Annotated in this window: 14 protein-coding genes; 4 read left to right on the top strand and 10 right to left on the bottom strand. The window is 68.7% G+C overall.

Annotated elements, in window-relative coordinates; genetic code table 11:
* Window positions 1–42: 42 nt before the first annotated feature.
* Complete coding sequence (locus DBV35_RS22980) at window positions 43–279, bottom strand: YjiS-like domain-containing protein (protein WP_157961924.1); 237 nt, start codon at window positions 277–279, stop codon at window positions 43–45.
* Window positions 280–467: 188 nt separating this feature from the next.
* Between DBV35_RS22980 and DBV35_RS22975 the strand changes: the two genes are divergently transcribed.
* A complete protein-coding gene (locus DBV35_RS22975; RefSeq protein WP_108662687.1) occupies window positions 468–1340 on the top strand; it encodes a LysR substrate-binding domain-containing protein in 873 nt (290 codons plus the stop codon).
* Window positions 1341–1459: 119 nt separating this feature from the next.
* Entirely contained in the window at window positions 1460–3253 is a 1794-nt protein-coding gene (gene recJ, locus DBV35_RS22970; RefSeq protein WP_245944036.1) for a single-stranded-DNA-specific exonuclease RecJ, read from the top strand.
* Window positions 3254–3257: 4 nt separating this feature from the next.
* Here recJ and DBV35_RS22965 read toward each other — a convergent pair whose 3' ends face one another.
* From DBV35_RS22965 to DBV35_RS22945, 5 genes are all read right to left on the bottom strand, one after another.
* A complete protein-coding gene (locus tag DBV35_RS22965) occupies window positions 3258–4391 on the bottom strand; it encodes an amidase family protein (protein ID WP_108662685.1) in 1134 nt (377 codons plus the stop codon).
* A 75-nt stretch (window positions 4392–4466) separates the two neighbouring features.
* Complete coding sequence (glpX, locus tag DBV35_RS22960) at window positions 4467–5459, bottom strand: class II fructose-bisphosphatase (RefSeq protein WP_108662684.1); 993 nt, start codon at window positions 5457–5459, stop codon at window positions 4467–4469.
* Between the two features lie 328 nt (window positions 5460–5787).
* Window positions 5788–7089: a homoserine dehydrogenase gene (locus DBV35_RS22955; protein ID WP_205648809.1), complete on the bottom strand. Its 1302-nt coding sequence runs from the start codon at window positions 7087–7089 to the stop codon at window positions 5788–5790.
* Window positions 7090–7095: 6 nt separating this feature from the next.
* Window positions 7096–8304, bottom strand: coding sequence for an LL-diaminopimelate aminotransferase (locus DBV35_RS22950; protein WP_108662813.1), 1209 nt, complete (start codon window positions 8302–8304; stop codon window positions 7096–7098).
* Window positions 8305–8340: 36 nt separating this feature from the next.
* Entirely contained in the window at window positions 8341–8799 is a 459-nt protein-coding gene (locus DBV35_RS22945; RefSeq protein WP_157961923.1) for a hypothetical protein, read from the bottom strand.
* Between the two features lie 267 nt (window positions 8800–9066).
* Between DBV35_RS22945 and DBV35_RS22940 the strand changes: the two genes are divergently transcribed.
* Window positions 9067–10890, top strand: coding sequence for a PHA/PHB synthase family protein (locus DBV35_RS22940; RefSeq protein ID WP_108662682.1), 1824 nt, complete (start codon window positions 9067–9069; stop codon window positions 10888–10890).
* Window positions 10891–11042: 152 nt separating this feature from the next.
* Here the strand turns inward: DBV35_RS22940 and argC are convergent, their stop codons facing one another.
* The 4 genes from argC to DBV35_RS22920 form a co-directional block, all read right to left on the bottom strand.
* Entirely contained in the window at window positions 11043–12080 is a 1038-nt protein-coding gene (gene argC / locus DBV35_RS22935) for an N-acetyl-gamma-glutamyl-phosphate reductase (RefSeq protein WP_108662681.1), read from the bottom strand.
* A gap of 81 nt (window positions 12081–12161) precedes the next feature.
* The gene (gene rpsI, locus DBV35_RS22930) at window positions 12162–12650 is read right to left on the bottom strand and encodes a 30S ribosomal protein S9 (RefSeq protein WP_108662680.1); all 489 of its coding nucleotides are present in this window, start codon (window positions 12648–12650) and stop codon (window positions 12162–12164) included.
* Window positions 12647–13111: a 50S ribosomal protein L13 gene (gene rplM / locus DBV35_RS22925; RefSeq protein WP_108662679.1), complete on the bottom strand. Its 465-nt coding sequence runs from the start codon at window positions 13109–13111 to the stop codon at window positions 12647–12649. The genes rpsI and rplM overlap by 4 nt, the downstream gene beginning before the upstream one ends.
* Before the next feature lie 127 nt (window positions 13112–13238).
* Window positions 13239–13661, bottom strand: a complete 423-nt coding sequence (locus tag DBV35_RS22920; RefSeq protein ID WP_108662678.1) for a PaaI family thioesterase — start codon at window positions 13659–13661, stop codon at window positions 13239–13241.
* A 39-nt stretch (window positions 13662–13700) separates the two neighbouring features.
* Here DBV35_RS22920 and DBV35_RS22915 point away from each other — a divergent pair, with 39 nt between their 5' ends.
* Window positions 13701–14507: an enoyl-CoA hydratase gene (locus tag DBV35_RS22915; RefSeq protein WP_108662677.1), complete on the top strand. Its 807-nt coding sequence runs from the start codon at window positions 13701–13703 to the stop codon at window positions 14505–14507.
* Window positions 14508–14509 lie beyond the last annotated feature (2 nt).

Below are 14509 nucleotides of genomic sequence, written 5' to 3'. Positions count from 1 at the left end.
TCGCCCCTTGAGACGCGGTGGCCATGCCGGTGAACATGCATGTCACCGCGCGCGGCGACCGACCGTCTCTTCCGCGATCCGGCGCTTGCGCGCACGCTCCTTGACCTCAACCGCCGCGTTGCGGTCGACCGGCAGGTAGGAGCCCCACACGACCTCGTCGCGGGTGACGCCGATATCGTCGAGCATCTGCGGGTCGAGCGACAGCAGATGATTGAACGCGGCCCGGCGCGCCCGGATGCGGCGACGCTCGCGCAGCTTCTCAGAAATCCAAGTCAGCACCGAAGTGCCCGTCCGTCCGCTCCACCCGGAGCGAGCCATCTCATTCACGGCCATTTCTTCTCTCCATCACCGCATTGACGATGTCGCTTAGATGGGACACATCTATTGGTCAGTCGAACGAATTGTTCTGATGCGAACGATCACGATAACTGAACGATGCCATCACTCGCCGCGAAGGAGCCGGGCTCGTGCAATCGACGTTGGACAGTGAACTGATCCGCACCTTCGTCACCATTTGTGACGCAGGCAGCTTTCGCGCCGCCGCCGACCGGGTCCACCGCACGCCCTCTGCCATTTCCATGCAGATGAGCAAGCTGGAAGAGCAGGTCGGCTGCCCTCTGTTCCTCAAGAATGGCCGCACCGTCTCGCTCAGCCCGGCGGGGGAAGAGCTGCTCGGCTATGGCCGTCGCATCCTGCAACTCAACGAAGAAGCCCTCGCTCGCTTCCGCGGCCCGAAGATTGACGGAAAAGTCCGCTTCGGGGCCCCGGATGACTATGGCACGCGCCTGTTGCCGCGGATTTTGGCCCGCTTCGCCAAGCTGTGCCCACAGGTTGAGGTGGAGGTGATCCTCGCGCCCAGTCTCGCGCTGCTTGAGCAGCTCGATCGGGCCGAGGTCGATATCGTTCTTGTGACGTCAGATGGCAAGGGCGATGGCGGCCGCAGCGGCGAAATTGTCCACACGGAACAGCTTGTCTGGGTCGGCTGCGCCGGCGGCACCGCGAAGACGTGCGATCCTGTGCCACTCGCCCTCTCCGGGCCGGGCTGCGCCTGGCGCCACGCCGCGCTCGACGCGCTGGAGCGTGCGGGGCGCCGCCACCGCGTCGCCTTCACCTCCGAGCACTCGCAGGGCCAGATCGCGGCCTTGCGCGCCGACCTCGCGGTGGCGCCGCTCCCGGTCAGCCTCCTCGCCCCCGGTCTCGAGGCGGTCGGCCACCACGATCGCCTCCCCGAGCTCGCCGCCTATGATGTGCGCCTGTTCATCGGTCAGCGCGCGGAGAAGGCGGCGCGGACGCTCGCCCAGGAGGTGCGCGACAGCGTGCCCATCGCCTTCGCCGCGTGAGGCGGCTTCTCCACAGACTGTTCAATCACAGGCCGCTAACAGCGGGGACGTTAACCCTTCGCCAACCACTCGACGATCCGATGGGGCATAGTCACCCCTGTTTCGATCGTGAGTTCGCCGTGGCCGCCCCAAATGCTGCACCGCCGGTTCTTGGCGTCACCCGCTCGGTGACCGGACGCCGCTGGTCGCGTCGTCTCGACGAGGCGGGCGAGCGGACCGCCATCGCGCTCGCCCAGCGCCACGGCCTCAGCGACATCGTCGCCCGTGTCCTCGCCGGGCGCGGCATCACGCTGGAGAATGCCGCGCGCGAGCTGACGCCGACGATCCGCGAGCTGATGCCCGACCCGTCGACCCTCACGGACTGCGACGCCCTCGTCGCGCGCCTCGCGGACGCGGTGGACAGGGGCGAGCCGATCGTCCTCTTCGCCGACTATGACGTCGACGGCGCCACATCCGCGGCGGTCGTCGCGCGCACGCTGACCGCGCTCGGCGCCGGGCCCCGCATCGTCATCCCCGACCGCCTCACCGAGGGCTACGGCCCGTCGGTCGACGCGATGGAGCGCCTCGCCGACGATGGCACGCGCCTCGTCGTGGCGCTCGATTGCGGCTCGGGCGCGATCGAGCCGATCGAGGCGGCGAACCGGCGCGGGATGGACGTCCTCGTGATCGACCATCACCCGGTCGACACCCTCGCCCCGGCCGCATCGATCGTGAACCCGAACCGGCCCGACGACCTCTCCGGGCTCGGCGATTGCGCAGCCGTCGGCGTCGCGTTCGTGGTCATGGTGGCGCTGGTGCGCGAGATGCGCCGGCGCGGCCGCTTCGCGACGGCGGCCGAGCCGAACCTCATGAGCCTCCTCGATTGCGTGGCGCTCGGCACCGTCGCCGACGTGGTGCCGCTGACCGCGCTGAACCGCGCGTTCGTGATCCGCGGCCTCATCGCGATGCGCCACCGCACCAATATCGGCCTCGCCGCGCTCGCCACCGTCGCGCGGATCGGCGGGCCGATCGACCCGACCCATCTCGGCTTCGTCCTCGGCCCGCGCATCAATGCGGGCGGGCGGATCGGCGATTCGGGGCTCGGCGCGCGCCTCCTCACCACCGAGGATCCGGTGGAGGCCGAGCGCATCGCCGGGATCCTCGACCAGCTGAACCGCGAGCGGCGCGCGCTGGAACAGGGCGCCCTCCTCGAGGCGGACGCGCTCGCCGATTCGGGCGATCCCGTCATCGTCGTCGCGGGTCCCTGGCATGCGGGCGTCGTCGGCCTCGTCGCCGCGCGCCTCAAGGAGCGCTACGGAAAGCCCGCGATCGCGATCGCGCTCGACGGGGAGCGCGGCACGGGCTCGGCCCGCTCGATCACCGGCGTCGATGTCGGCGCGGCGATCCGGGCGGCCGCGGCTGACGGCCTCCTCGTCAAGGGCGGCGGCCACGCGATGGCGGCGGGCCTCACCATCGAGGCGGAGAAGATCCCCCTCCTCACCGCCTATCTGACGGACGCGCTCGGCGAGAGCGTCGCCGCCGCGCGGGCCGCGAGCGCCCTCTCCATCGACGCGATCGCCGCGCCCGGCGCGCTGAACGAGACACTCGCCCGCACGCTCGCGGAGGCCGGCCCCTGGGGTGCGGCCCGCGCCCGCCCCCTCGTCGCCCTCGACGGTTTGATGCTGGAGAGCGCCGTGCCCGTCGGCACCGGCGATTCCCTGCGCCTCGGCCTCGCGAGCCTCCACGGCGAGCGGACCGAGATCATGGCCTTCCGCACCGCGGGCCCGATCGGCGAGCGGCTGCGCAAGGCGCGCGGCGAGACGCTGCATCTCGCGGTCAATGTCGGGCACGGGGTCTTCCGCGGGGTCCCGCGCGCCGAGATCACCTTGGTCGACATCGCCGACGCGGCGCTCTCGGTGCGCAACGCCGCCTGAGGCGTCAGCCGGTCCGCCCCGCGAGGATCGCGGCCACGCTGGCGAGGAGCCACTCGTCCCGCCCGAACGCGCCTATGAACTGGAGCGACAGCCCCGCGACCGGCGCCACGACCACCGGCAGGCCCGCGACGCTCGCCGCGAGGGTGAAGCGGATGTTGGCGTTCGTCACCGGCTCGCGCTGGCGGCCGATATTCACGAAGCGGGCATAGCGGGGCGCCGGCGGCATCGGGAGCGTCGGCAGGATCAGGATGTCGTTCGGCCCGATCGCCTCGCGCAGCAGGCTTCGCGCGTCGTCCACCATCGCGCGCGCGACCTCGACCTCGCGCGCCGACATCGCCTCGGCATGGGCAAGCGCCCGCGCCGCGATCAGCGGAAACCCCTCCGGATGGGCGGCGAAGGCCGCGCCGTGGACCGCGCGCCCCTCGGCGCAGACCACCGCGGAGTGGGCCATCGACATCGGCTCGTAGCGCACCGGGCTCCGGCGCGGCCGGCTCTTCGGCAGACGGTCGAGCGCATAGCGGAAGGCGGCGACGACTGCGGGATCGGCCCGCCCGATCCCGTCGACATCGTGATAGAGCGCCGCCTCCCCTGCCCCGCCATCGCGCCATTCGGTGACGATCGCGGGCGCAGCGGCAGCGAGGCGGGTGAGGTCGGCGGCGAGGATCGCGGGCGTGTCGAAGGTCGGCGCGAGGGGGACGATGCCGCCCATGTCGCTGCGCCCGAGGCTCGGCTTGTAGGCGAAGAGTTCGCAATAAGCGGCGGGGATGCGGCCGCTGCCGCCGGTGTCGGTGCCGAGCCCGATCTCGGCGAGTCCCGCCGCCACGGCCGCGGCCGACCCGCCGCTCGACCCGCCGACGGCGCGGCCCGGTGCGCGCGGGTTCTGCACCGGATCGGTCATCGTGCCGAAACCGGCGGCGTCGGTGAAGGTGGTGCCGGCGATCGCGTAGCGGCGGGCGCGGAAGGCCGTGACGATGGCGGCGTCCGCGCGCGCGCGGCGGTCGGCGTGGACGGCGAGGCCCGCGGTCTGGCGGCATCCCACCACCGCGATCATGTCCTTGACCGCGACGCGTGGGCCGGGGCCCGGATCGGCGATGCGGTCGACGAAGGCGTGGAAGGGGTCAGGCGCCGGATCGTGCATCACGCGTCTCCGGCGAAGCCGCGCGAGGGGACGGGACGGCCGACGGCCGCCCCCTCTCGCCCTCGCGGCGGGGGACTAGTCCAGGATGAACTTGGAGAAGTCGGTGTGGCGGGCGCGGATGGTGCGCACGGTCCCGGTGGAGGAGCGCATCACGATCGTCTCGGTCGTGATGTAGCCCGGATAGAAGCGGACGCCCTTGAGGAGGTTGCCGTCGGTCACGCCCGTCGCGGAGAAGTACACGTCGCCGCGCGCCATCTCCTCGTGGGTGTAGACCTTGTCGTAGTCGCTGATGCCCATGCGCTCGGCGCGGGCCTTGTGCTCTTCCGTCTTCAGGATGAGACGGCCCTGCATCTGGCCGCCGATGCAGCGCAGCGCCGCCGCGGCGAGGACGCCTTCCGGCGCGCCGCCGGTGCCCATGTAGATGTCGATGCCGGTCTCGATCGGGTCGGTCGTGTGGATGACGCCCGCGACGTCGCCGTCGCCGATGAGACGGATGGCGGCGCCCGTCTCACGCACGGCCTGGATCAGCTCGGCGTGGCGCGGACGGTCGAGGATGCAGGCGGTGATCTCTTCCATCGGCACGCCCTTGGCGGCGGCGAGCTTGCGGATCGCCTCGGCCGCCGGCATGTCGAGATCGACGATGCCCGGAGGATAGCCGGGGCCGATCGCGATCTTCTCCATGTAGACGTCCGGCGCGTTGAGGAGCGAGCCGCCCTTCGCGAGCGCGAGCGTCGCGAGGGAGTTCGGCATGTCCTTGGCGCACAGCGTGGTGCCTTCCAGCGGATCGAGCGCGATGTCGACGCGCTGGCCGGCGCCGGTGCCGACGGCCTCGCCGATATAGAGCATCGGCGCTTCGTCGCGCTCGCCCTCGCCGATGACGACGATGCCTTCGATGTTGAGGCGGTTGAGCTCTCGGCGCATCGCGTCGACGGCCGCCTGGTCCGCGGCCCGCTCGTCACCCCGACCGCGAAGCCGCGCGGCGGAAACGGCGGCTCGCTCCGTCACCCGCATCACTTCGACGGTGAGAACGCGATCCAGCGCGCCCTTCGGAGTTCGATCTTCTAGCATGACGGTAGCGCTCCGGCTCTCAAACACGTTTCTTTCTGACGCGCGAAACGCGAACGCGCAAGCGCGCCCGGCGCATATTTGCCCCGCGCAAGAATTGTCAAAGTGCCGGCTTGGTTTGTTCCGTCCGTGCGGCAAAACGCCATTAGACCTATTTCACAATAGGCACAATTTCGCCACTCATGCGTCCGAAATCGCGAACGAAACCGTCGCTCTTCTGGACAAATATTCCGCCCATATTTCATGCAAAAGACGAGTGCCCGCGATGATTTCGCGGGCATCTTCGCGGCGGCGCGGCGCGCGGCCGGCCGAACCGGCCAGAAAATCTGACTTATAGCGTCTGCGCGATCGGAATGACGTGTGGCTTTCGAACGATCACCCCGTCCTTCTCGATCGCGGCGAGAGCGCGGCCGAGCGCGGCCTCCGTCGTCGGATATGTGACGAGGACGACGGTCTGCTGCTCGAGCGGGGGCAGGTGCTCGGGCCGGTGCGGGGTCTTCTGCACGATCTGTTCGAGCGAAATCCCCTCCGCCGCCATGCGCGAGGCGAGTGCGGCGAAGGCGCCCGCCCGGTCGGCGATGGGCAGACGCACATAGAAGGCGCCGCGATGGCCGCCCGCCTGAGGCCGGCGGAACGGCATGAGGCTCGAGGCCGGACGGCCGAGCGGGCTCGGCGCGAGGCCACGCGCAAGGTCGGTCAGGTCGGAGACGACGGCGCTCGCGGTCGCGGAGCCCCCCGCGCCGGGACCGGAGAGGACGAGCTCGCCGAAGGCAGGGCCACGCACGGAGACGGCGTTGGTGACGCCCGAGGTCTCGGCGAGCGCGCTGCCGCGCGGCACCATGGTCGGATGGACGCGCTGGTCGACGCCCTCCTCCGTCATCGTCGCGATGCCGAGGAGCTTGATGCGAAAGCCGAGCTCGCGCGCGGCGTCGAGATCGGCCGGCTCCACCCCGCGGATGCCCTCGACCGAGACGGCGGTCGCGTCGAGCTCGGTCGTGAAGGCGATTGAGGAGAGGATGGCGAGCTTGTGCGCGGTGTCGAACCCGTCGACGTCGAAGGTCGGGTCGGCCTCCGCGTAGCCGAGACGCTGCGCCTCGGCGAGGCAGGTCTCGAAGTCCAGCCCCTCATTCTCCATCCGCGTCAGGATGTAGTTGCAGGTGCCGTTCATGATGCCGAGCACGCTGTCGATCGGAATGCCGGCGAGCGCGTCGCGCACGGTGCGGATCGCGGGGATCGCCCCGGCGACGGCCGCCTCGTAGAGGAGCGGCACGCCCGCAGTCTCGGCGAGGCCGACAAGGTGCATCCCGTTCGCGGCGAGCAGCGCCTTGTTCGCGGTGACGACGGCCTTGCCGGACTTCAGCGCCGCCTCGACGCTCGCGAGCGCCGGGCCCGACGCACCGCCCATCAGCTCGACGAACACGTCGATGTCGCTCTCGGCGAGCGCGACGGCATCGTCGAACCAGGTCTTGCCCTCCAGCGAGAACCCGCGATCGCGATTGCGGTCACGCGCGCTGACGGCGGTCACTTCGATGTTGCGGCCCGAGCCCCCGTGCGTGGGCTCGGCTTCGAGAAGGGCGATCGTCGCGGCCCCGACCGTGCCGAGGCCCGCGATTCCGATTTTCAGCGTCGACACAAATCCTCAGCGGGTGGCGGCGTTGAACGACACCACATTGTGCTGCCGATCCATGAAGCGTTTCAGGCTGCGCGCGGCCTGGCGGATGCGCTGCTCGTTCTCGACGAGCGCGATGCGGACATGGCCGTCCCCGTGCTCGCCGAAGCCGATGCCGGGGGCCACGGCGATGTGGGCCTCCTCGAGCAGCTGCTTGGAGAATTCGAGGCTCCCGAGATGGGCCATCGACGGCGGGATCGGCACCCAGGCGAACATCGACGCGGTGGGGGACGGGATCTCCCAGCCGGCGCGCGTGAAGGAATCGACGAGCGCGTCGCGCCGCTTGCGATAGGTCTCGCGGATCTCGACGATCGGCTCGTCGCCGCCATTCAGCGCCGCGGCGGCCGCGACCTGGATCGGCGTGAAGGCGCCATAATCGAGATAGGACTTCACCCGCGCGAGCGCGGCAATCAGCTCCTTGTTGCCGACCGCGAAGCCCATGCGCCAGCCGGGCATGGAGAAGGTCTTCGACATCGAGGTGAACTCGACGGCGATGTCCTTCGCACCCTCGATCTGGAGGACGGACGGCGGCGGCGGCCCCTCGAAATAGATCTCCGAGTAGGCAAGGTCGGACAGGACGAAGATCTCGTGCTTCTTGGCGAACGCGATCACGTCGCGGAAGAAGTCGAGGTCGGCGATGTGCGCGCCCGGGTTCGACGGGTAGCACAGCACCATCGCGATCGGCTTCGGCACCGAGTGGACGACGGCCCGCTCCAGCGCGCGGAAGAATTCCGGGCCGGGCTCGGCCGGGAGCGAGCGGATCGAGCCGCCCGCCATCAGGAAGCCGAAGGCGTGGATCGGATAGGACGGGTTGGGCGTGAGCACCACGTCGCCCGGCGCCGTGATGGCCTGGGCCATGTTGGCGAAGCCTTCCTTCGAGCCGAGCGTCGCGATGACCTCGGTGTCCGGATTGAGCTTCACGCCGAAGCGGCGCTCATAATAGGCGGCCTGCGCGCGGCGCAGTCCCGGAATGCCCTTGGAGGCCGAATAGCGGTGGGTCCGGGGCTTTGCGACCGTCTCGGTCAGCTTGTCCACGATGGCCTGCGGCGTCGGCAGGTCAGGATTGCCCATGCCGAGATCGATGATGTCCGCGCCATTCGCTCGCGCTGCCGCCTTGAGGCGGTTCACTTCCTCGAACACGTAGGGGGGCAGACGACGGATCTTATGAAAGTTTTGCATCACCGACACTCCGAACTGTCTAGCGCAATAGTATCCCTATTCGGCAGGAGCAACTGTTTCGTCGGCTGACGACGCAGGTTGCAGCGGCGGAACGCCGACGGCGCGCGGTTGCGGCTCGTCCGGCGAGAGGACGCGGCCTGGATCGGCCGCGACGGTCGGGGGCGGCGCGGCCATGGCGCTCGCCGTGTTGGTGCCCTTGGCGCCGGCCGGATCGCCGAGGCGGGAGAGCCCTTCGTCCTGCTGGCGACCGCTCGCCTCGATGGCGCGCCGCGTCTCCTCGACGTGGGTGCGCGCGCGCTGGGAGAGGTCGGTCGACGGGCCGCCGGCGGAGGCGAGACGGCGCGCGCTCGCCTGCGTGCTCGTGCGCTCGGCCTCCATCGCGTTCCGCTCGGCCGCGACGGACCGGGCCGTGCGCGGCAGACCGCCGACCGTCGTCGGGTCGGACAGGACGTTAGGATAGCCGTTTTCCGTCGTCTCCGGCACCGCAGTTGGCAAGACGGTTGCTTGCGGCTTGGGTGTCGGGATCAGCGGCGCGCCGGGATCGACGCTACATGCGGCCAATGACGCGACAAGAAGCGCGTATACTGGGAGACTCCAACGCGTCATGAGCGGATCATCCGAATTTGCGATACTCTGCTCGTAACCCTCTTGGGCAAGCAGCACTCAACGCCTTGTTTGTCGGCCATTGAGTGATGAAATTCCACGAGTGAGGGGTAAAAGAAAGAACAGGGCGTTAAGCGCGGATCCTGGAGGACATCAAAAATGGACGCACGTGGCAGCGTCGACACACCACGCGATCCCGTTTTGAACTATATCGTTCAGAATCCCGAGGAGTTTGCGAAGAACCTCGCGAAGATGCTGGAGCATGCCAACGAGGCCATGGCCGCGTACATTGCTCCGGCGCAGCAGGGCGAACTGAAGTCGGATTACTCCACCGAGCTGTCGGAGTGGATGCGCACCTTGTCGCGCGTCGGGCACTATTGGCTGTCGGACCCGCATCGCGCGTTCGAGGCGCAGGCCCGCCTCGCGAGCGACTGGATGAACCTCTACGCCCACGCGATGCGCCGCCTCGCGGGCGAGGAGTCGCACCCCGTCGCGGTGCCGGAGCCGGGCGACAAGCGCTTCCGCGACCCCGACTGGTCGACCGTCCAGTTCTTCGACTTCCTGAAGCAGGCCTACCTCATCACCACGCGCTGGGCCGAACAGCTCGTGGACGAGACCGACGATCTCGACGAGCACACGCGCGCGAAGGCCGCCTTCTATGTGCGCCAGCTCTCGGCCGCCCTCTCCCCGTCGAACTTCGTGCTGACCAACCCGGAGCTTCTGCGCGAGACGGCGAGCCGTTCGGGCGAGAACCTCGCCAAGGGCATGAAGATGCTCGCCGAGGACGTCGCGCGCGGCAAGGGCGAACTGCGCCTGCGCCAGACCGACCCCAAGGGCTTCGCCGTCGGCGTCAACATGGCGCTGACGCCCGGCAAGGTGATCGCCGAGAACGAGGTCTGCCAGCTCATCCAGTATGACGCGACGACGGAGACGGTCGCCAAGGAGCCGATCCTCATCGTCCCGCCGTGGATCAACAAATTCTACATCCTCGACCTCAACCCCGAGAAGTCGCTGATCGCCTGGCTCGTCGGCCAGGGGCACACGGTGTTCGTGGTCTCCTGGGTGAACCCTGACTCATCGCACGCGATGAAGGACTTCACCCACTACATGCACGAGGGGATCCTCGCCTGCGTCGACAACGCGCTGAAGGCGGCGCAGACCGACAAGATCGACATCGTCGGCTACTGCGTCGGCGGCACGCTCCTCGGCATGACGCTCGCCTACATGGACCGCGTCGGCGACCACCGCATCAACACGGCGACCTTCCTCACCGCCCAGGTGGACTTCACCCATTGCGGCGACCTCAAGGTCTTCGTCGACAAGGACCAGCTCGAGGCGCTGGAGCGGAAGATGCGCGCCAAGGGCTATCTCGAGGGGACGGTCATGTCCTCGGCGTTCAACATGTTGCGCGCGAACGACCTGATCTGGCCCTACGTCGTCAACAACTACATCAAGGGGAAGGACCCGTTCCCGTTCGACCTCCTCTACTGGAACTCCGATTCCACGAGGATGCCGGCGGCGAACCACGCCTTCTACCTGCGCAACTTCTACCTGGAGAACAACTTCTCGAAGGGGGAGCTGCTCGTCGACGGCTACGCCCTGTCGCCCGCGCAGGTGAAGGTGCCGATCTTCAACGTCGCCACGAAGGAGGACCACATCGCCCCGGCCCTCTCCGTCTTCAAGGGCAACAAGCTGTTCGGGGGAGAGGCGAAGTTCGTCCTCACCGGGTCCGGCCACATTGCCGGGATCGTGAACCCGCCGGCGAAGAAGAAATATCAGGTCTGGACCGACGGCGACATGAGCGGGACGCTGGAGCACTTCGTCGCGACGGCGAAGGAGACGCCCGGCTCCTGGTGGCCGCTCTGGGACACGTGGCTGACCGAACACCGCTCGGGCGAGCGCGTGCCGGGGCGGGTGCCGGGCGGCGGCGTCCTCACCCCGATCGAGGACGCGCCGGGCCGCTATGTGAAGCAGCGCTACTAGAGCGCCTCATCCCGTCACGGAAGCGTGGCGGGAAGAACCAGACTGTTCACCAGGCAGAACGACGAAAGCCCGCCGTTTCCGTGAGGAAATGACGGGCTTCCGCTTGCTTTGGGAGGCGTGGCGCGGGCCGGAGCCGCGCGCCAGCCGATCCGTCAGGGGAAGAGGGCGAGCTGCTGGAGGCCCGTTCCCTCGTCGATCCCGGCGACGACATTCATGTTCTGCACCGCCTGGCCCGACGCGCCCTTCACGAGATTGTCGAGCGTCGACAGGATGATCGCCCGGCCCGACCGCCGGTCCGGCACGACGCCGATCCGCGTGAAGTTGGAGCCGCGGACGTGGCGCGACTGGGGCACCTCGCCGAACGGCAGCACGGTCACGAAATGCTCGGCCGCGTAACGCTCCGCGAGAGTCGCGTGGATCGCTTTCGGATCACCCTTCACGTAGATCGTCGCATAGATGCCGCGGTTCATCGGCACGAGGTGCGGCGTGAAGGTCGGCGCGACGACGCTGCCGGCCGCGAGCGACAGCTCCTGGTCGAGTTCGGCCGTGTGCCGGTGCTTGCCCACGCCATAGGCGTGGAAGCCCTCCGAGACCTCGGTGAAGAGGTTGCCGACCTTCGCCGACCGCCCTGCGCCCGAGACGCCCGACTTCGCGTCGATGACGATCTCGTCGAGGTCGACGAGGCCCGCCTTCACCACCGGGATCAGCGGCAGAAGCGCCGTCGTCGTGTAGCAGCCCGGATTGCCGACGAGCCGCGCCTTCGCAATCGCCGCCCGGTGGATCTCGACGAGGCCGTAGACCGCCTCCTCCTGGAGCACCGTCGCCTGATGCTCGTGGCCGTACCACTCGGCATAGGAGGCGGGGTCGGACAGGCGGAAGTCGGCCGACAGGTCGACGATCTTCAGCTCCGGCTTCGCCTCCAGCGCGGCCTTCAGGGTGACCTGCGTCGTCCCGTGCGGCAGCGCGCAGAAGAGAACGTCGATCGGGCCGAGATCCACCTCGTCGATCTTCTGCAGGACCGGCAGGTCGAGCGCGGAGAATTGCGGGAAGACGTCGGCCATCGGCCGGCCCGCATTGCTGTCGGCCGACAGCGCCGCGATTCGGACCTTCGGGTGGACCGCGAGGAGACGGATGAGCTCAGCCCCGGTGTAGCCGGAGGCGCCGTAGATCGCGACGTTGAGGATGTCCATGTCTGTCCCCGAGTGCTCGAAACCAAAAAAAAGCCCGGCGCAAGCGCCGGGCTTCGACCAAAGGCGAAGATCGCCGCGCGCTTAGCGCTTGGAGAACTGGAACGAACGGCGGGCCTTCCGGCGGCCGTACTTCTTGCGCTCGACGACGCGGCTGTCGCGCGTGAGGAAGCCGACGCGCTTCAGGATGCCGCGCAGCTCCGGCTCATAGTGGGTGAGCGCCTTCGAGATGCCGTGACGGACCGCGCCGGCCTGGCCGGAGAGGCCACCGCCGGAGACGGTGCAGATCACGTCGAACTGACCCTCGCGCGAGGCGACGAGCATCGGCTGACGGATGACCATCTGCAGCACCGGACGAGCGAAATATTCCTCGTACGGCTTCTTGTTCACGGTGATGCGGCCGGCGCCCGGCTTCACCCAGACGCGGGCGACCGCGTCCTTGCGCTTGCCGGTCGCGTACGCGCGGCCAAGCGAGTCGAGCTTCTGGACGTGGACCGGCGCGGCTTCCGCCTCGCCAGCGCCCTGACCGATGGCGGCGCCGAGATCTTCCAGCGATTGAACGGTGTCGCTCACTTCGCCCTCACATTCTTCGTGTTCTTCGAGCCGAGGTCGAGAACCACCGGCTGCTGGGCTTCATGGGGATGTTCGGCACCGGCATAGATACGCAGGTTGCGCATCTGCTGGCGGCCGAGCGGGCCGCGCGGCATCATCCGCTTCACGGCCGCCTCGAGCACGCGCTCCGGGAACCGGCCCTCGAGGAGCTGCTTCGCGGTGCGCTCCTTGATGCCGCCCGGGTGGCCGGTGTGCTTATAGTACGTCTGCTGCTCGTACTTGCGGCCGGTGAAGGCCACTTTCTCAGCATTGATGACGATGACATTGTCGCCGCAATCGACGTGCGGCGTGAAGATCGGCAGGTGTTTGCCGCGCAGGCGCAGCGCGATCTGCGCAGCGAGGCGACCGACCACGAGATCCGTGGCGTCGATCACAACCCAACGCTTTTCGATCTCCGCGGGCTTTGCGGAAATGGTTTGCATGGCGTGTTCCATGAGAAAGAATGTCGTGCTGCGTCGACCGCAGCGTGGCGCGCATATGAGGCCTTGGCGCAGAAACGTCAAGCAACTTTTATTATGCGTATAAAATCAATGACTTGCGCCGAAGGTATTATGATACCGGCGCGATAATCGGCATCGCATAGGTCATCGTGGCGTGCGCGAGGACCGCGCCGTCCGCCCCGAACGCCTCGCACACGATGATCGAGAGGCGCTTGCCGGACTTGATCACCCGCGCCTCCTGCACGATCGCCCCGTCCGCCGGCGTCGCGCGCAGGAAGGTCACGTTGAGGTTCGTCGTCACCGCCATCCGCGCGTCCGCCGGCAGCGACAAGAGCGCGGCATAGGCGGCGGCGTCGGCGAGCATCATGAGGGTCGGGCCCGAGACGATGCGACCCGGCCGCAAATGCTCCTCGCCGGGCGTGAAATGGAGCGCCGCGACGCCGTCCGCCGCGCGGTCGACAGCGATGCCCGGCTTGCCGAAGACCTGCGGGAACTCGGCGATGAGGTAGGCCTGGATTTCGTCGAGGGTCATGGATTGACTACGAATTCGGGCGAGCGTTTTGTTAGCCCTATGGATCTATCGCTCCCCTCGCAAGCGCCCACCGGCGAGGTGCTCGTCGAAGATGACGGGCGCGTCCGGCGGATCGTGCTCAATCGCGGCCCGCAGCGCAATCTCCTCACCCACGAGATGATGTCCGCCCTCTCCGCCGCGCTCGACGCGCCGGATGCCCGCGTCATCGTGATCGCGGCGACGGGCCCCGCCTTCTGCGCCGGGCACGACATGAAGGCGATGGCCGCCCATCACGCCGACGCCGACGCAGGGCAGGACTATTTCGCCGCCCTCTTCGCCCAGTGCTCGGCGCTGATGGCGAAGATCGAGAGCGTGCCGCAGCCGGTGATCGCGGAGGTCCACGCCATCGCGGTCGCCGCCGGATGCCAGCTCGTCGCCGCGTGCGATCTCGCGGTCGCCGCCGACAGCGCCCGCTTCGGCACCACCGGCGTCACCTTCGGGCTCTACTGCTCCACCCCCGCCGTGCCGCTGACGCGCACCGTCGCCGCCAAGCACGCCGCCGAGCTTCTCATGACCGGCGACGTGGTGGACGCCGCGCACGCGCTCCGCATCGGCCTCGTCAACCGCGTCGTCCCCGCCGCCGACATCACGCGCGAGACGATGGCGCTCGCCGCCCATATCGCGGAAAAGTCCCAGGCGGTGCTCGCCCTCGGCAAGCGCGCCGTGAAGGCGCAGCGGAACCTCCCCCTCGCCGAGGCCTATGCCTGCGCGAGCGCGGCGATGGTCGACAACCTCCTCCTGGAAGACGGGAAGGAAGGCCTCGCCGCCTTCGCCGCGAAACGCCCGCCCAACTGGCAGGACGGGTGAGC

Source organism: Acuticoccus kandeliae (genome assembly GCF_003073115.1).
Note: the sequence above shows the minus strand (reverse complement) of the source record. Positions and strands in the feature narration are given on the sequence as shown.